The 17,835-nt window shown below is 62.7% G+C and carries 15 protein-coding genes and 1 pseudogene; 8 read left to right on the forward strand and 8 right to left on the reverse strand.

The genetic code is table 11. The features are described from left to right. Positions 1–106: 106 nt before the first annotated feature. From ACSFC7_RS07595 to ACSFC7_RS07605, 3 genes and pseudogenes are all read right to left on the reverse strand, one after another. Positions 107–1,106: pseudogene (locus tag ACSFC7_RS07595) on the reverse strand (IS630 family transposase). Between the two features lie 735 nt (positions 1,107–1,841). Further along, positions 1,842–2,795 carry a hydroxyacid dehydrogenase gene (locus ACSFC7_RS07600; RefSeq protein WP_436347108.1) on the reverse strand — a complete coding sequence of 318 codons (954 nt, stop codon included), beginning with the start codon at positions 2,793–2,795 and terminating at the stop codon, positions 1,842–1,844. A 309-nt stretch (positions 2,796–3,104) separates the two neighbouring features. Further along, positions 3,105–3,320, reverse strand: a complete 216-nt coding sequence (locus tag ACSFC7_RS07605) for a hypothetical protein (protein WP_436347109.1) — start codon at positions 3,318–3,320, stop codon at positions 3,105–3,107. A gap of 550 nt (positions 3,321–3,870) precedes the next feature. On the opposite strand from ACSFC7_RS07605, the gene ACSFC7_RS07610 reads away from it, so the two are divergent. Beyond that, positions 3,871–4,932 (forward strand): TAXI family TRAP transporter solute-binding subunit, encoded by a 1,062-nt coding sequence (locus tag ACSFC7_RS07610; RefSeq protein WP_436347110.1) that lies wholly within the window; start codon positions 3,871–3,873, stop codon positions 4,930–4,932. Between the two features lie 73 nt (positions 4,933–5,005). Next, positions 5,006–6,997 carry a TRAP transporter permease gene (locus ACSFC7_RS07615; RefSeq protein ID WP_436347111.1) on the forward strand — a complete coding sequence of 664 codons (1,992 nt, stop codon included), beginning with the start codon at positions 5,006–5,008 and terminating at the stop codon, positions 6,995–6,997. Between the two features lie 111 nt (positions 6,998–7,108). Here the strand turns inward: ACSFC7_RS07615 and ACSFC7_RS07620 are convergent, their stop codons facing one another. From ACSFC7_RS07620 to ACSFC7_RS07630, 3 genes are all read right to left on the reverse strand, one after another. Beyond that, positions 7,109–8,287 (reverse strand): CaiB/BaiF CoA transferase family protein, encoded by a 1,179-nt coding sequence (locus tag ACSFC7_RS07620; protein ID WP_436347112.1) that lies wholly within the window; start codon positions 8,285–8,287, stop codon positions 7,109–7,111. A 64-nt stretch (positions 8,288–8,351) separates the two neighbouring features. Continuing rightward, the gene (locus tag ACSFC7_RS07625) at positions 8,352–9,569 is read right to left on the reverse strand and encodes a mandelate racemase/muconate lactonizing enzyme family protein (protein ID WP_436347113.1); all 1,218 of its coding nucleotides are present in this window, start codon (positions 9,567–9,569) and stop codon (positions 8,352–8,354) included. A 31-nt stretch (positions 9,570–9,600) separates the two neighbouring features. After that, the gene (locus ACSFC7_RS07630; RefSeq protein ID WP_436347114.1) at positions 9,601–10,713 is read right to left on the reverse strand and encodes a mandelate racemase/muconate lactonizing enzyme family protein; all 1,113 of its coding nucleotides are present in this window, start codon (positions 10,711–10,713) and stop codon (positions 9,601–9,603) included. A gap of 90 nt (positions 10,714–10,803) precedes the next feature. Here ACSFC7_RS07630 and ACSFC7_RS07635 point away from each other — a divergent pair, with 90 nt between their 5' ends. Further along, positions 10,804–12,096, forward strand: a complete 1,293-nt coding sequence (locus tag ACSFC7_RS07635) for a DUF362 domain-containing protein (protein ID WP_436347115.1) — start codon at positions 10,804–10,806, stop codon at positions 12,094–12,096. A gap of 3 nt (positions 12,097–12,099) precedes the next feature. Here ACSFC7_RS07635 and ACSFC7_RS07640 read toward each other — a convergent pair whose 3' ends face one another. Then, positions 12,100–12,894, reverse strand: coding sequence for an IclR family transcriptional regulator (locus tag ACSFC7_RS07640; protein ID WP_436347116.1), 795 nt, complete (start codon positions 12,892–12,894; stop codon positions 12,100–12,102). Positions 12,895–13,403: 509 nt separating this feature from the next. Between ACSFC7_RS07640 and ACSFC7_RS07645 the strand changes: the two genes are divergently transcribed. The 4 genes from ACSFC7_RS07645 (at position 13,404) to ACSFC7_RS07660 (ending at position 15,820) form a co-directional block, all read left to right on the forward strand. Next, a complete protein-coding gene (locus tag ACSFC7_RS07645; RefSeq protein ID WP_436347117.1) occupies positions 13,404–14,189 on the forward strand; it encodes an SDR family oxidoreductase in 786 nt (261 codons plus the stop codon). Next, entirely contained in the window at positions 14,186–14,536 is a 351-nt protein-coding gene (locus tag ACSFC7_RS07650; protein WP_436347118.1) for a cupin domain-containing protein, read from the forward strand. Before ACSFC7_RS07645 ends, ACSFC7_RS07650 begins: the two co-directional genes overlap by 4 nt. Positions 14,537–14,538: 2 nt before the next feature. After that, the gene (locus ACSFC7_RS07655) at positions 14,539–15,360 is read left to right on the forward strand and encodes a fumarylacetoacetate hydrolase family protein (RefSeq protein WP_436347119.1); all 822 of its coding nucleotides are present in this window, start codon (positions 14,539–14,541) and stop codon (positions 15,358–15,360) included. Positions 15,361–15,610: 250 nt separating this feature from the next. Next, on the forward strand, positions 15,611–15,820 hold the full coding sequence (locus ACSFC7_RS07660; protein WP_436347120.1) for a hypothetical protein: 210 nt from the start codon (positions 15,611–15,613) through the stop codon (positions 15,818–15,820). A 42-nt stretch (positions 15,821–15,862) separates the two neighbouring features. Here the strand turns inward: ACSFC7_RS07660 and ACSFC7_RS07665 are convergent, their stop codons facing one another. Beyond that, positions 15,863–16,288 carry a universal stress protein gene (locus ACSFC7_RS07665; protein WP_436347121.1) on the reverse strand — a complete coding sequence of 142 codons (426 nt, stop codon included), beginning with the start codon at positions 16,286–16,288 and terminating at the stop codon, positions 15,863–15,865. A 106-nt stretch (positions 16,289–16,394) separates the two neighbouring features. Here ACSFC7_RS07665 and ACSFC7_RS07670 point away from each other — a divergent pair, with 106 nt between their 5' ends. After that, positions 16,395–17,570: a threonine synthase gene (locus ACSFC7_RS07670; RefSeq protein ID WP_436347122.1), complete on the forward strand. Its 1,176-nt coding sequence runs from the start codon at positions 16,395–16,397 to the stop codon at positions 17,568–17,570. Positions 17,571–17,835 lie beyond the last annotated feature (265 nt).

The raw sequence follows: 17,835 nt of genomic DNA on the forward strand, positions 1-17,835 counted from the left end.
TAGAAACCGGCCGTCTCACTGGGTACTGGTGTCGTCATTCAAGCGAATTTGTGAACGGTGAGACAGTACCGTACGAACTGAAGCGATACGGTCACTATAGTAGACGTTAGAAATAATTGCTCACTTTTGGAACGGAGAGTTGATCAAGTGCGGTATCGATCGCCGTTGTTAACTCGCTAATAGAGTCGAAGAACCGATTGCTGAGAGCCGTTTGTAACTGTCTCCAGCACTCTTCGACCGGATTTAGTTCCGGCGAATACGCCGGTAGCGTGACGAAGGTGAGGTCGTCACGGGCCGCCAGGTCCGTGACGGCCGACGCCTGAAAGTACGGTGCTCCATCTAACACAATGATCAAGTCATCTTCAAACTCTTGGCATAATGCGAGAATGAAATGTTTTGCGTGATCGGCGGTAACATACTCTTCGAATCGAGAGAAAAAGCGATCACCGTCCTCGGTAATCGCGCCCAAAAGACACGTCCACTCACGTTGGCCGGATAATTCGACAGACGGCCGGGTGCCACGCGGAAACCACGCGGCACGCGGCTCGACTTGGACAGATTTCTTGGTTTGATCGATACAGACTACTGTGGCGTCCATCTCCCGCCGCTTTTTTTGAGATTCTCACGGAACGTTTCTTGCTCATCAGCATCAGATTCGGCGGCTGTACGGCGAGGTTTTTGATAACTCAATCCCGCTTCGTTGAGCAGCCGCCGACAGCTCGGAATCGAGTACTCGTCATCGTAGGTCTCGTCAAGATATTGCTGGACGAGCGCCGGCGTCCACGCCGGCGCGTCAACGCCAACTTCTTCGGGAGATTCATGGACGATCTCTTCAAACTCTTTTTGCTCTTGTTCTGAAAGCTTTCGTTTTCTCCCAGATCGATGAGCATCAGTAACAGCCTGCTCAAGCGACTCGTCGGTGTCGAGTCGTTTGAGCCAGCTGTAGATCGTCCGGCGCTGAACGTCGTACCACTCAGCTAGTTCAGTTTGTGTAAGACCATTTTGTACGCAATTGCTGCTAAGAGCCGTTGTGTCGGCTTCTTTCCTTCCACATTGTCGAGGGCTGTTTGTAGTTCCTCGACAGATATCTCGTCGAGATGATCCACTACACTCAGCAACAATATCTGAGTAAAAAGATCTAACGGTTACTATAGTCTCGTCTGTTAAAACTACCAATTTTTAATACTGTATCTTATCTAGATAAATACGGTGTCGAACGAGCTCGTTCGGCTGTTCGTAGCTGGATACAGAACGGTGGGATACAGATGAACGGCGAGGGGACCGGGATTACGTTGTGATCACCGAACGTAATTCGACGATCGCGATACTGACTATCCGCCACTGACGGCCAGAAGCCGACGAATTACCTTCTTTTTGACCTTCGTAAACGCGAATGGCGGTTTTTAGTGATCCATCCGGTGAGATCATCAACATACTATTTCAACTACTGTACTACACGTAGAGAAAATTCGACGGAGAAAATCGTTAATACAGCTTTAATTCAGATACAGAAATATCGGACCCGTCTCAGTACGGAATCATGTGTTGCGAGTGACTGATCACATCGACGCCGTTTCAGAATTATAACTAGGATGTCATAATATGTGTTATTTCATTATTAATATATTTACTACTGCGGTAACCTAGGATTGTCGAAACGTGACTTCGAGGTGGTCGAGACTAGCAGTCGATTGCCGTCCTACCGGCGCCGGTTCGAGTCTCGTCGGTTGAGAGGGGAGTACGGTCGACGTTACGAACCACGAGGTGTTGCGATCGCTCGTGGGATCCGCGCAACGAACGGAATAGCGAACGAAACGATCGACAGATGGCCGGTTTCGGTATTAGTGCGCGTGAGCATTTATCGCTGTGTCAGGTCTCTCGCCGTTGTATACGGTCCGCACGTTCGCCGCCGATTCGACGCTCGCGTCGTGGAGTGCTTCGGTCGTTTGTGCACCGACGTGTGGTGTCAAGACGACGTTGTCGTACTTCGACAGCGGAGTCTCGTGTGACGACGTGTCCGCGAACACGTCGATTCCGGCACCGGCGATCGACTTCGATTCGAGGGCTGCGACGAGCGCCTCTCGATCGACGACTTCGGCCCTGGCTGTGTTTATCAATATATCGGACGACGACATGCGGTTGAACTCCGCGTGCGAGATCGCGTGGCGTGTCTCCGACGTCAGCGGCGTGTGTACGGAGACGACATCGCCCCGTTCGAAGAGCGCTTCGGGCGAGTCGACCGTCGTTACGTACGCCGGTAACTCGCTCTCGTCGACGTAGGGATCGTACGTCAGACACGACATCCCGAGCCCCGACGCGAGGGTCGCGACCTCGAGGCCGATATCGCCACAGCCGAACAGGCCGACGGTATCGTTCCGGAGTTCGTCGGTGACGAAATCGTGTTCGTCTCCCGCCCGGACGTTACGATCGGCTTCGAGGAGACGTCGCCGCACGGCCATCGTGAGGGTGATCGCGTGTTCGGCGACGGCGCGCGAGTTCACGCCCGGCGTGTTGGTGACGATCACGTCGTGTTCGGTCGCGGCCGGGACGTCGATGTTGTCGGTTCCGACGCCGTGTTTGGAGATGATCTCGAGGCTCGTCGCGTGGTCGATGAACTCGGCGTCGAGCCGTTCGATTCGCGTGATGACCGCCTCGAATCGGCTCGCGTCCTCGAGGAGGGCCTCGCGATCGTCGTACTCGTCGATGCTCACGGTAGCGGCGATGTCGGACAGCGACTCCGGCCCGACGGGGTCGATTTCGGCCGGAAGAAGGACTTCCCAATCGGAACTGTTCATACAGGTATCGTGGAACGGACGGTTGTAAATATCCTTCGGCGGCAGACCGAGTGCCGGAGCGACGACGGCGAACGAGTGGTATCGTCGTCCTCGAGCGTCGTTCGATTCCCCACTCGATCCGCGCTCGTCCGACGGCGCTCATCTCTGAGGAGCGAAACCATGCGAGGCGTCGACGACGATATCTGTCCAGTAGCCGGTCGTCTCGTCCGTGGGACCGACCCTCCTCGAGGATCGGCCCGTGGCGGTGCCGGGTACGTTCGTTGCATTCCGTTCCGGCACCTACCGTTCCGGTCCTCGTATCGACCGTGGCTACGGAACCAACAGGAACGTGTAGAACCAGTAGCCGAGACCCACGAACAGGGCGACTGCGAGGATCAGTTCCAGGCCACGTGAGACTCTCGGCAGTATACGCTGAGCCTTGTTTTCGACGTGGTCGTACGTCGATTGCAGGCGATGGAAGCCGCTCAACGCGCGTTGACCGATCGTTTGTTCGGGAGCGTCGGGGCTGTTTCCGTTCGAGGCCATAGTGATACCTCTGAACGGACGGTATTAAATCCACGTGCCGCCGTACTGATCTAGAGTCGACGTACCTAGTCGCCCAATCGATCGCTCGTGGGCGCTACGCGCTTGGTTGCGTTCTCCCCGCACGCTGCCGTCGAAACCGACCGGACTCTGTAGCTTCGTTAGCCGATCGCCTCGAGAAAACGGAACCGTGCCGAGCGAGAAACTCGCCGCAGTCGCTGCTCAGTCCGGGTTCCGACACGGCAGCCGTTCCGACAGGGGAGTCCGTCGAACGGATTCGAGATCCGATTCGAACCGGCAGCGTTGGCACGTTCGATCGAGTTCGTCGGGGTCTCTCACGGAAGCAGATCTGGTCCCCAGTCGTGCGTTCAGTCACTGGTTCGGTGAACAACAGTAGTAGCATAGTACTTGTGGCTCCAATCAGCCGGTTCTACCCGGTTCATCATGCCGTAGGAGGACCGGTCTGTATCAGTGCTTCACGGGGTCCTTTATGTAATATATGACTCGGGGGAACCTTTATGTGATAAGGTGGAACACACCTAGTTGCACACATATGACTAGGAACGGCAATGGTGGCAGTCTGACAAGAAGGCGATTCGTTCAGGCTGCCACAGGGGCAGGCGTCGTTGGACTCGCTGGGTGTACGGGGGACGATACGCAAGAAGTCCGTGTCGGTACGTCCACTGGCGGTACGTTCGACGTGGGGCTCGCGATGGAGTCGGCAGTCGGGGAGCACAGTGACGAGGTCCTGTACTCGACGATCGAGAGTCCCGGCTATATCGGAACGGCCTACCGGATGTCCGACGGCGAGTTCGACGCGGGAATCGTCGACAACAACTCGATGTCCAAAGCCCAGGAGCAGGTCGGCGAGTTCGAGGAGGACCCTGTCGACACGCTCCCGTGGCAGGGGTTCCTCGGCTTCCCGTACAGTATCTACCTCGTCGCACGCGAGGACACGGACATCGAAACGTTCGACGACCTCGCCGGCGCGACCGTCTACCCGGCCGAACCGGGATTCTCCACTCGCGAGACGACGCTCGACGTGTGGTCCCAGGAGCCGACGGCCGACGTCTACGACGAGATGGAGATCGTCGACATGGACGTTTCCGACGCGCCGGGCGCGATGGAAGAGGGGAACATCGACGCCGCGATCGCGTACGGGACACCGGGCGTCGGGAACACCGGCTGGGTCGTCGAATACGACGCCCGTACCGACGTCCAGTACGTCGAACACACCGACGCACTCGTCGAATCGATCGAGAGCTACGGCGGCGCCGGCTTCGTCGAATACGACGACGCGGTGAACGACTTCAACTGGCAACAGGACATCGGCGCGGACGAAATCGTCGCCTGGGACCTCGAGGTGACGTTCGCGTTCCATCACGAGACGCCGGACGATGCGGTGTACGAGATCATGCGCGTCGCGGACGAACACGGAGACGCCGTCCGCGACGCCGAGGAGCGGTTCACGCCGGACGGTGCGGAGGAGATGGCCGCCGCCGGAATGGACGACTATCCGTTCCATCCCGGCGCTGCCGAGTACTATCAGGACGCCGGCGTCTGGAACGACGACTGGATCGTCGGCGATTCGGACGAGGCCGGCGAATACTTCTGACGCGACCGGTCGACTGAACCGCCATCCTGACCCCCCCCAGGATTATACCGATACTATCCAATAGTAACCCCATATGAGTACAGAAACGACGACGCCAGCACAGCAACTCAGTGCAAGACTACTCGACAACGCCGTCACCGTCGGTGCGATCGTTTTCTGGGCGATCGTGCTGTTCTGGATGCGAACCCAGACGCTCCCTCGAGCGCAGTACGGTGTGGTGTTTATCGGCGCAATCCTCGCCCTGTACGTCCTCGACGAGGCCAGAGAGTCGATAGAGGACGAAGACTATCTGGACCTCCTCGTTCTCGGCGCGTGTTTCGCCGTCATGGCCGTCGCGAGCACGTATATTTTCTTGAACTTCGAGGGCATGTACCAGGAACGACAGGGCTGGGCGTACGACTACGAGTACAACCTCGCCTGGCTGGTCATCGCGGTCGTCCTGTATCTGACCTGGCGATCGTACGGGAACGTCTTCCTGGTGCTCATCGGCGGAGCGATGGTCTACTCGATCTACGGATACATGGTTCCCGGCATCCTCGGTCACGGCGGCATCAGCACCACGTTCATGTTGCAGATGTTGATCACCGACATGGCAGGGTTTTACGGCTCGTTGACCCAGCTAACGGGTGCGTGGATCGCGCCGTTCCTGTTATATGCCGGGTTACTGTTCGCCTACGGTGCGTTCGATCTCATACTGCGAGTCGCCATCGTGACCGCCAAGTATATCGAATCCGGTGTCGCGCAGACTGCAGTGCTGTCGAGCGCCGTTATCGGTTCGATCAACGGCAGTTACGCCGCGAACGCCGGCATGACGGGTTCGTTTACGATTCCCACGATGATGGATGCCGGTCTCAAGGGACGGACCGCGGCCGCTATCGAAGGAACCGCATCGACGTCCGGTCAGGTACTGCCGCCGGTGATGGGCGCTTCCGCGTTCGTCATGGCCTCGTTCCTCGGAATCGCGTACATCGACGTCATCGTCGCCGGACTCATTCCCGCCGCGATCCTCCTAGTCAGTATCGCGGTCGCCGTTCACTACACGTCGGTCAACGAGATCGGCGACCAGGATCTGGACTTTCAGGACTACTTCGACGACTACATGACGCGGAACGACAAGATCGTCGAGGGGATCCGCTTTGGCATTCCGTTCACCATTCTCCTCGTGACGCTCGGATACTACCAGTGGACGGTGATGACGTCGGCACTGTGGACCATCGTGGCGATGGTCACGCTCGGTATTACGACGCCAGTGCTGCAGGAACTCGTCGCCGATCGGAAGGGCAGCGACGGTCCCGTACACGCGTTCACTACCGAACTCAAGAACACGGTCAGTGGCTTCCGTCGTGGGGCGATTATTCTCGCCCCGATCGCCATCATTCTCGCCGCGGTCAACGGGGTCGTCGACCTGTTGATGGTCACCGGGATCCCCTCGAGAATCGCACTGTTGCTGATGGACCTCTCCGGTGGCGTGTTGCTCATCGCGGTGTTGCTCGGAATGGCCGTCTGTATCGTCATGGGAATCGGCATGCCGACCGTCGCGGCGTACGTCATCGTCTCGACGCTCGTCGCGCCGGCGTTCGTCAACCAGTTCGGCGTGCCGGAGCTGGCCGCCCACTACATGGTGTTTTACGCCGCGGTGATGGCCGGCGTGACGCCACCCGTCGCTATCGCGGTCGTGGTCGCCTCCGGAATCGCCGAATCGAACTTCTGGGAGACGTGTGGCGTCGCGATCACGATCGCTGCACCCCTGTTCGTGCTCCCGGTCTCGTTCATCTACCATCCGGAGATCGTCTCGTCGGACCTCGGGCTCCAGTCCGTCGTTACCGGGCTCGTCGTGCTCGCAGGCGCGTTGACGATCATCTACGGGATCAACTTCTCGTTCGATCTCAAGCGACGGTTCAGGTTCCCGCTTCGCTTCGGCCTGTTCTGGCTGGGCGCGTTCGTCATGGTGTATCCGGGACGCGTCTTCCAGCTCGCCGGCGTCGGCGTGTTCGCGCTGGTCTTCTTCGCGGAGCGAGCCATCGCTAACGGGTGGGACGCGCCGTTTGTCTCGAGTTCCACCTGATCGTCGGTTCCGCGCCTGTCACCGTTTTTCGCCGATACGGATTATTCGATCAGTTCGCAGTTCTCCAGACGGTCGTGGTGAGAATGAGTACGTCGCTCGTTCGAGGGTCAGTCACTCGCGCCGCTCGAGAATCGCGGCCACCGTCTCGTCCGGAAGCGACTCCGAGAGGACGGGGACCGTGTGCTCCCCGAGCCGTGGCGGTTCGTGTCCCGATCGGGTCGTCGAGTCGGAGAACGCGATCGGACAGACGGGAAACGGGAGTTCGACGCCGTCGATCTCGAGATCCTCGAGGACGCCGCTCGCCCGGAGGTGCTCGTCCTCGAACACCTCGCGCGTATCCTTGACGGGTGCCCCGGGGATCCCGTGGTCGCGGAACAGGTCGAACCACTCGTCGTTCGTCCGCCGCTCGAACACCGGGACGAGTTCGGCCGTCAGCGCCTCCCTGTGAGCGACGCGCCCGTCGTTCGTTTCGAACCGATCGTCGGCCGCGAGGTCGGGACGCTCGAGCGCGTCACAGAGCGACCGCCAGGTGTCGTCGCTCCCGATCGCGACCGCGAACCAGCCGTCGGTCGTCTCGAACGTTCGGTACGGTGCCAGCGTCGGGTGGACGGTCCCTCGGCGCGGATAGGGTTCGTCGGTGACGAACGTCCGCCCAGCCCGCTCGGTGAGCCACGATACCAGCCCCTCGAACATCGGAACGTCGACGTACTGGCCGGTCCCGTCGTACAGCGCCGTCGTGATTCCGATGACGGCGTACATTCCGGCACAGATGTCGCCGATCGGAATTCCCGGACGCGCCGGCGGTCCGTCGGCCTCCCCGGTGATGCTCATGCTGCCGCTCAGCGCCTGTGCCACCATGTCGAAGGCCGGCAGATCGCGGTACGGGCCCTCGAGGAAGCCCGAGATCGAACAGTAGACGAGATCCTCGCGCACCGTTCGCAGGTCGTCGTAGCCAAGTCCCCACTTCGCCATCGTCCCGGGTCGGTAGTTCTCGACGAGGACGTCCGCCGTCTCGACGAGCGCCTCGAGGGCGGCGGCGCCGTCCGCGGTCGACAGATCCAGTTCGACGCTTCGCTTGCCGCGGTTCAGCGACGCGAAGTAGGCGGTGATCCCCGAGTCGCCGACGTTCGGACCGACGTTTCGGGTGATGTCGCCCCGGTTCGGGCGCTCGATTTTGACGACGTCCGCGCCCATATCCGCGAGCAGTTGCGTCGCGAACGGCCCGGAGAGCATCTGCGTACAGTCGATCACGCGAACGCCGTCCAGCGGGGCCGCCGAAGTCGATGTCATGGGACTACCTCTCGCGGATGGCGACGTAAATCCACGCATTCGCCCGCATCGGCGCGGTGACCGGTCAGAACGTCGTCGTCCCCTCGAGCGCGTGCGCTTCGACCACGTCTTCGTCCAGTTCGACGCCGATGCCCGGCTTCTCGGGCACCTCGATGTAGCCGTCCTGAATGAGCGGTTCGTCCCGTTCGATCAGGTCGTCCCACCAGTCGACCTCGAGGGCGTGGTACTCGAGGAGGTCGAAGTTCGGGATGGCGGCCCCGAGGTGGACGCAGGCCATCGTCCCGACCGGACTGCAGACGTTGTGCGGCGAGATGGGCACGTAGTTCTCTTCGGCACGGTCGGCGATGCGCATCGTCTCTTTGAGTCCGCCGACGGTCGTCGGGTCCGGCGTCACGATGTCGACGCCGTGATCGTAGATCAACTCGGAGAGTTCGTGCACCCGGAACCGGTTCTCGCCGGTCGCGACCGGCGTCTTCGTCGCCTCGGTGACCTCCTTCTGGGCCGCCATGTTCTCCGGCGGGATCAGGTCCTCGAGCCACATCAGATCGTACTCCCGGAGCTTGTACGCGAGCCGTTTCGCGCTCTCGACGGAGTAGTCCCAGTGGCAGTCGAAGGCGAGATCGATATCGTAGCCGATCTCCTCTCGTACGGCCTCGACGATCTCGCGTTTGTGTTCGATGGCCCCGTTGGTGAGGCGACCGTTGAACGGGTCGGGATCGTTGTCCATCTCGAGATCGAGGTCGAACTTGAGCGCGGTAAAGCCCATGTCGACGACGCGGCGGGCCTCGTTGGCGTACGCCTCCGGAGAGTAGGCCTCCGCGGTGGCGTACTCGGTGGAGCCGTCCTCGACGGCGTAGGCTTCGCCGGCGTGACAGTCACAGTAGATCCGGACCTCGTCCCGGAACTTCCCGCCGAGGAGTTGATAGACGGGGAGATCGAGGATCTTCCCGGCCGCGTCCCACAGCGCGATCTCGATGCCGGAGGCGGCGGTGACGACCTTGCCCGTCGTCCCGCCGTGACCCGACATCTCCTGAATGATCTGTCGGGAGAGTCGCTCGACGTCGAGCGGGTTCTCGCCGATCAGAAACCGCTTAGTGTACTCGACGAGTTCGGGGACGCCGCCGCCCCGATAGGACTCGCCGATGCCGGTGACGCCGGCGTCGGTCTCGACTTTGATCAGGTTCCACTCGAAGTTCCCCTCGACGACGCAGGTTTTGATGTCCGTGATTTCGACGTCGCGGCTCTCGTCTCGGTTCGTGATCTGGTTTGAGAAGTCTTTCATGAGTAGTCTCGGTCTCTCGGCTGGTTCGGTGTCAGTCGTCCGTTCGGAACTGCTCGATCGCGGTCTCGTCTAGCCGTACGCCGTGACCCGGCTCGTCCGGGAGCGGAATCACGCCGCTGTCGTCCGGCTGGAGCGGCTCCTCGACGATGTCGTCGAAGACCTTCACGTCCATATCGCGGTAGAAGTATTCCACCCAGAGGGCGTTCTCGATCGCACCGACCAGCGACGCGTGCAGGTTCCAGTTGTAGTGGGGAGCGATCGGTACGTCGAGGGCGGCCGCGTGATGGGCGATCTTGAGCCACTCGGTGATGCCGCCACAGACGGTGGCGTCGGGCTGGAGCACGTCCGCGGCACCGTCGCTGTACAGCCGTTCGAAGTCGTACCGCGGCCCCTCGAGTTCGCCGGTCGCGACCGGGTACGGGATCGCGTCGTTGACGGTGGCCATCGTCTCGACGCTGTCGATCATCACGGGCTCTTCGATGAAGTACGGGTCGTACGGTTCGAACGCGCGGCAGGCCCGGATGGCCTCCGTCGCCGTCGACCAGACCCCGTTCGCGTCGAGCAACAGCGTTCGATCGTCCCCGATCTCGTCACGAGCGGCCGCGACGCGCGCCGTTTCCTCGGAGACCGACCGTCGTCCGACCTTCATCTTGACGACGTCGTGGCCCTCGTCCGCGTAGCGTCGCAGTTCGTCGCGCAGGCCCTCGTGGCCCTTCTCGTCGCGGTAGTAGCCGCCGCTCGCATAGGCGGGTACCGCGTCGGCGTGGCCGCCGAGGAGTTTGTACAGCGGCTGTTCGGCGGCTTTCGCCTTGATATCCCAGAGCGCGATGTCGACGGTGGAGATGGCCCGAAGGAGCAGCCCCGACCGACCGATCTGGACCGTCCCGTCGTACATCTCCCGCCACAGTCGCTCGGTATCCCGCGGATCTTCGCCGACCAGCATCGGCTCGAGCAGCGACTCCACCGCCTCGGCGATCAGCTCCGCGCCTTCGTAGCCGAGCGAGTAGCCGACGCCCTCGAGTCCGCTCTCGGTTCGGACGTACGTGATCGCGTGATCGCGATACGTGAGCGTTCTGTTGGAGAAGGATACCGGCTCTTCCAGCGGGATAGCGACTGGAAGTGACTCGACGTGGTCGATCTCCATACTCGGTCACGAACGAGTACATTTAAATTCGTTCACCTATCGGCAACTTTTTCGCAGAGGAATTAACACGCCGGTCCCGTTATGACGCGTATGGACTTTCCCGACCGGGACGACGTAGCCCCCCTCATCGAGCCACAGGGCTACCCGTCGTTCGCACGCGTCAGCTACGATCCGCCCACGAGCACGCTCTCCGATCCGCTGTCGACGACGCGCTCGGAACTGGACCGACTCGCGTTCGACGACCTCGACCCCGGCGCGACGGTCGCCGTGGGGGTCGGAAGCAGAGGTATCCACCGGATCGCCGATATCACGGCCGAGACGGTCTCGTACATCGAAGACCGAGGGTTCGAGCCGGTCGTCGTCCCCGCGATGGGCAGTCACGGCGGCGCGACCCCCGCGGGTCAGCGCGAGATCCTCGCCGCGCTAGATCTCACCGAGGAACGCATCGGTGCCCCGATCGATGCGCGGATGGACGTCGAAAAACTCGACGAGGTCGACGTCGACGGGACGACGACGCCGGTCTACTTCTCCGCCGCCGCGCTCGCGGCGGACGCCGTACTGGTCGTCAATCGCGTCAAGCCGCACACGAACTTCACCGGGCCGCTCGAGAGCGGGCTCTGCAAGATGCTCGCGGTCGGCCTCGGAAAGCAGCGGGGCGCCCAGGCGTTTCACTCGACGGCGCTCGACCGCGGCTACGTGCCGACGATCGAGTCGCTGGTCGCAGCCATCAGGGACTCCGTTCCGCTGCTCGGCGGGCTCGCGCTCGTGGAGAACTTCCACGAGGAGATCGGGGAGATCGAGGCGATCGACGGGCCGTCGCTCGAGCGACGGGAGCCGGCCCTGCTGGAGCGGGCGCGCGAGGAGATGGCGACGCTGCCGGTCGACGACATTGATCTCCTCGTCGTCGACGAACTCGGCAAGGAGATCTCCGGAGCGGGAATGGATACGAACGTGATCGGCCGGTACCGCGTCCTCAATGCGCCGGATCCGGAGACGCCCTCGATCGATCTGATCTACGCCCGCGGACTCACCGAGGCGACGAGCGGGAACGGGAACGGCATCGGGCTGGCGGACATTACCCGACGGGCGGCAGTCGAACAGCTCGACCTGAAGAAAACCTACGCGAACGCGCTGACGAGCGGCTCGCTCTCCAAGGCGAAGCTTCCCGCCGTCGCGCCGGACGACGAACTGGCGCTCCGGGTCGCGCTGAACGCCCTCGGCGGGTACGATCCCGAGACGGTCCGGGTCGCGTGGATCGAAAACACGACCGATCTCGCCGAGTTCCGCGTTTCGGAAGCGCTGCTCGACGAGCTCGGCGGGTCGGTCTCCGTGCTCGAGCGCGAGCAACTCGCGTTCGACGACGGAACGGCGTCGTTCGAGTGACGCTCACTCGACCACGTGGTCGTCCGCGCTGTCCGGCGACGAGTAGGTGATGTTCAACTCGAGTTCGTTCGCCGCCGCGAGCAACCGGTCCGGAACGTCCGCCTCGAGTTGCTCGCCGTTCAGCCGATGGGAGGGTCCCGCGACGGCGAGCGCGCCGAGGACTTCCCCGTCTCGCTTGATCGGGACCGCGGTCCCGTTGAGTCCGTGGACGTGCTCTTCGCGATTGAAGGCGACGCCGCGGTCGCGGACGCGCTCGAGTTCCTCGTAGAACGCGTCGCGATCGGTGATCGTGTTCTCGGTGTGAGCCGGAACCCCCCAGCGGTCGAGAATCGCGTCGACGCGGTCTCGCGAGTACTGTGCGAGAATCGACTTGCCGGCGGACGAACAGTGCAGGTGGATCTGCCGGCCGATCCCGAATCCCGCCCGAACGGCGTTGCTGCCGGTTTCCAGGTAGAGATAGATGCCGAGACCGTGATCCTCGACGACGAACTGCGCCCGTTCCTGGGTCTCTTCGGCCAGGGTCTGGACGTGCGGTTTCGCCATCTGATAGGCCGGGTCCCTCGTCTGGGCCGCTCGACCCAATCGGGCGAAGCGGAGGCCGATCTGGTACAGCTCTCCCCGACGCGAGACGTACCGGAGGTCGTGGAGCGTGTTCAGGTGCCGGTGGGTGGTGCTCTCCGTCAGATCGAGTCGGTCGGCGATCTCGGACAGTCTGGACGGGCCGTTCTCCTGGAGCGCGTGGACGATCTCGAAACTCGTCTTCGTGCTCCCGATCCGATTGGCGTTGTCGTCCGTCATACGCTCTCTCACGAGCACGTGACTTATAAATTCCATCATACGGAAGATACTTTTACCAGCGACCGAGCCATCGCCCTGACTACCAGGTCGAACTGGCGACCGACCGGCGTCCACTGGTCGAAGACGAGAGATACCTTCCGTAATACGGAAGGCAATGCCGTCGAAACCGGAACGAAACGGCCTAAAATTACATCCATATGATTGTAACACAGGCGCCGATCCGAGAGTCGGTCGCGGTACCGTTGCGGATCGACGACCGAGTTCGGTGGTATCGCGTGATACGGATGGAGCGTCTCCCTGCACGGTCTCACTTCCGTTATACGGGATCGACGTGCGGAAGCGATCTCGAGGTAGCCGGTTAGTCGAAACGGGGCGCGTTCGCCGCCGTCGACGGCGAGTACTCTCGCGCGGACGCCGACTGACGGGCCGATTCCAGCCGATCGATCCGGCCCCGAACCCTTACCGCAACACCAAGCTTTTTGCGTTTCTCCTCTGGCATTACGGACGAGATGGACTTACAACTCACCGACAACGTAGCGCTCGTAACGGCCTCCTCGAGCGGCCTGGGCAAGGCCTCGGCGAAGGCCCTCGCGCGGGAGGGTGCAAATGTCGTCATCAACGGTCGCGACGCGGACCGACTCGAGGACGCGAGAGCGGAGATCGAGGACGTCGCAACGGGCGACGTCGTCGCCCAGCAGGGCGACCTCACGAACGAGGACGACATCGAGACGCTGATCGAGACGACCGTCGACGAGTTCGGCGGGATCGACCACCTCGTGACCAGCGCCGGCGGTCCGCCGTCGGGCCCGTTTCTGGATACCGACGACGACGACTGGTATCAGGCGTACGACCTGCTCGTGATGAGCGTCGTCCGACTCGCCCGCGAGGCCGAACCCCACCTGCGCGAGGGCGAGGGAACGATCGTCAACATCACCTCCCGGAGCGTCAAGGAGGCCATCGACAGTCTGGTCCTCTCGAACTCGGTCCGCATGAGCGTCATCGGCCTCGAGAAGACGCTCTCGAAGGAGTTCGCTCCCGACGTCCGGACCAACGCGGTCCTCCCCGGCCCGCACGAGACCGAACGCATCGAAACCCTCGTCACTCAGGCCGTCGACCGCGGCGACTACGACTCCTACGAGGAGGGGCTCGACGACTGGGCGAGCAACCCCCTCGAGCGGGTCGGCGATCCGATGGAACTCGGCAACACCGTCGCGTTCCTCTCCTCGCCAGTTTCGGGCTACATCAACGGCGAGAGCGTCCTGATCGACGGCGGCTCCACGGGGGCGAACCTATGAAACCGGTCGACTTCGACGACGCGGAGACGTACGAGCCCGAGGAGGGGTGGCGGCGCGTCTCGATGGCCGGCAGCGACCGGTTCTCCTTCGAGTGGTTCGAGAAACCGCCGGGACACAGCTCCCCGATGCACCACCACGAGAACGAGCAGGTCTGCCTCTGCCTCGAGGGCGAACTCACGGTCACGACCGACGACGGCGAGTCGGTGACCCTCGAGCGGTACGACTCCGTCCTGCTCGAGTCCGACGAACCGCACAGGGTCGAGAACACCGGCGACGAACTGGCCGTCGGGTTCGACGTGTTCGCGCCCGGCCGCTCGTTCGACTTCTGGACGGATCGCGAGGAGTGACAATGCAGTACCTGGCACGCACGATCGACGGGCGTCCGCTTCTCGGCGACGAGGAGGGGTTCGTCCCGCTCTCGGCGGCCGCACCCGACCTCGAGACCGTCCGTGACGCGCTCCCGCGCGCCGCGGCGGGGACGCTTCCCGACGTGGACGCAGCGCCGGCCGACAGAGTCGACTCGGCACACCTCCGGTTCGGCCCGCCGCTCGCGCGATTCGGGAAGCTCTGGGGCATCGGCCTGAACTACGCCGAGCACGCCGGCGATCTGGACGAGCAACGACCGGACGAGCCGGCGAGTTTCATGAAGCCGAACAACGTCGTTACGGGGCCGGGCGGCCCCATCCGGCTCCCACCGGTCGAGCAGACCGACAGGGTGACGGCGGAGGCCGAACTCGCGGTACTGATGGGACGAGCGTGTCGGAACGTCGACGAGGAGACCGTCGACGACGCGGTCGCCGGCTACCTGCCGGTCATCGACATGACCGCGGAGGACATCCTCCAGCGCAACCCGCGATTCCTGACGCGGGCGAAGAGCTTCGACTCGTTCCTCGTCGTCGGTCCGGCGATCGCGGTCCCCGAGGACCCGCTCGCGTTCGAGGACCTGACGGTGCAGACGATCGTCAACGATCGGGTCGCGGCGGAGAACGAGGTCCGGAACATGCTGTTTCCGCCCCGCGAGATCGTCTCGTTCCACTCCGACGTGATGACGTTGGAGCCCGGCGACCTGTTCAGCACGGGAACGCCCGGTGCGGAGCCGATCGAACCGGGCGACCACGTTCGCGCGTCGGTCGAGACGATCGGCGACGTCGACGCACCCGTGGTTCGCTGACGTCCCAACTCCCGGCGTTCGGGTTCGCTGGATCCGGTTTCAGTCGACGGTCGGAGGTTTCAGTCGACGGTCGGAGGTTTCAGTCGACGGTCGGAGGTTTCAGTCGACGATCGGGGATTTCGGTTGACGGACGCCCGTTCACTCCGTCAATCGGCCACGAACGGTCCGGCGGACCACGACGGGCCGAACGCCCGTTTCGGGAGTAAACTACACGTCGCATCGCACACGAGTACCCAGTGGTGTTGCACCGATGAACGCGGACGACGGTGAGGGCGCGGGGCTCTCCGGACGGCGGGAGTGGTTTCGATTCGGCGTCTATCTCGCGTTTCTGTACGCGACGTTCACGCTGGGCGTGTTCTCCCTGTTGCGAGTGAATCAGTCGATCGCACTGGTCGTCACCGTCGGTGCGAGCATCGCGTTCGGCGTCGCGATAACGGTGTACGTTCTTTATCTCACGTAACTCGTCCGCCCCGAGTCTCTCGACGGGCGTCGGTCGACGAAGCTACTCGGTCGTGGTAATGACCGGGCGGTCCGCCGAGAGCAACACCGACTGCGTCACGCTGCCGAAGAGCGCCTTCCCGGCCGGACTGCGATCCCGACCGCAGATGACGATGCTGTCCGCGTCGACGTCCGCAGCCACCTCCAGAATCGTCTCGGCCGGATCGTCGTGCTCTCGTCGTTTCACAACCGTCACGCCCGCTTCTTCGAGCGGCTCGAGGGCGGATTCGGCGCTCTCGGGAAACGCGTCCTCGTCGTAGATATCCGCGGAACTGACCCGCCCACCCTCGTCGGTCACTTCGAACTCCTTGAACACGTTCAGTGCCACTACCTCGAGTTCGTCGGGCTCACCGGGAAGGGATTCGATCACTGTCGTTGCCGCTGTGGTCCGCTGTTCGTCCAAATCGACGGGAAGTACGACCCGATACATGTTACGCTCTTGTCTCACCAGCCATGTAACTATTCTGCCCTCGAGAGCGTCCCGGGAGTCCGATCGAGGGAAGCGTTTTGTCGCTCCGGCGAGACCGCTATCGTAGATGAACGGACGAGTGCGGTGTTACGATTGCGGACGGACGTACGGAATCGACGATCGGAACCGCTGTTCGTGCGGCGAACCCCTCTGGTTCGAGACCGATCCGAGCGACTTCGAGTGGCCCGACGCGGAGTGGAGCCGTGGCATGTGGCGCTACGCCGACGTCCTTCCGGTGTCGGAGCCGTCCGGTGTTCCTCCCGGAACGACGCCACTCGTTCGCGCGGACGGGCTGGACGAGTACGCCGGCTGTTCGCTCTCGCTGAAACACGAGGGGCAGAACCCGACGGGCAGCTTCAAGGATCGGGGGAGTACGGTGGGTGTCAGCTACGCAGCCCAGGCCGGATACGAGTGGGTCGGAACGGTCTCGCACGGAAATATGGCGCTCAGCACGAGCGCGTACGCCGCGAACGCCGGCCTCGAGTGTGCGGTGTTCGTCCCGGCCGACACGCCCGGGGAGCGACTCGAACTGATCGCGCGACACGATCCCCACCTCTTCCGGGTCGAGGGAGACTACGGGCGACTCTATCACGAGACGCTCGCACTCGACGCGGACGTCGCCTTCGTCAACTCCGATACGCCGCTTCGCGTCGCCGGGCAGAAGACCGTCGCCTACGAGATCCTCGAGCAACTCGCGCCGACGACGCCGGACGCGATCGCCCTGCCGGTCAGCAGCGGCGGTCAGGCGAGCGCGGTCTGGAAAGCGCTGCGAGAGCTGAACCGAGCGGGTCTCGTCGACGACGTACCGCGGCTCTATCTCGTGCAGGCGGCCGCGTGCGATCCCGTGGCGACGGCCTACCGCGATGACGTCGCGACCGTGTCACCGATAACGCCCGGCGAAACGATCGCGGTCTCGATCGCGAACGACGACCCGCCGAGCGGGACGCGCGCACTCGCCGCCGCTCGCGACACCGAAGGCGCGGTCGTCTCCGTCCCGGACGCGGAGATCCGCGACGCGATGGGTCGACTGTCGACGACGGTCGGCGTCTCCGTCGAACCCTCGAGCGCGGTCGCCGTCGCCGGAATTCGGAACCTGTCACGGTCCGGTGCCATCGAACCGAACGACGACGTCGTCGCGATCCTGACCGGATCGGGGTACAAAGAGCGGTACGAGACGGACATCAGGAGCCGAACGATCGATCTCGAGGGACTCGAGCGGGAACTCGCTGCGATCGTCGAGTGACGACCCGCGCTCTCGCCGCGGCCCTCAGGTCCGGAACGACGAGTCGCTGTCACGAACGGGGACGCTCGGCGTTCGATCCCTCGTCGCTCGATTGGTCTGGAATATGGTGCTTCCGAAAAGCAGTATCGGATATATCATGTGGGTAGGAATACTGGCTCCTGTTGATAGTATCGACTAACGGGCTCGAGAGTCGATAGAACCCCGTAATACGACGGTCTCTGTCGCGGTCACGCGACCGGGAACTATCGCACGTATGCGGGTACTG

The organism is Natronorubrum halobium (assembly GCF_051351675.1).
Lineage (GTDB): Archaea > Halobacteriota > Halobacteria > Halobacteriales > Natrialbaceae > Natronorubrum.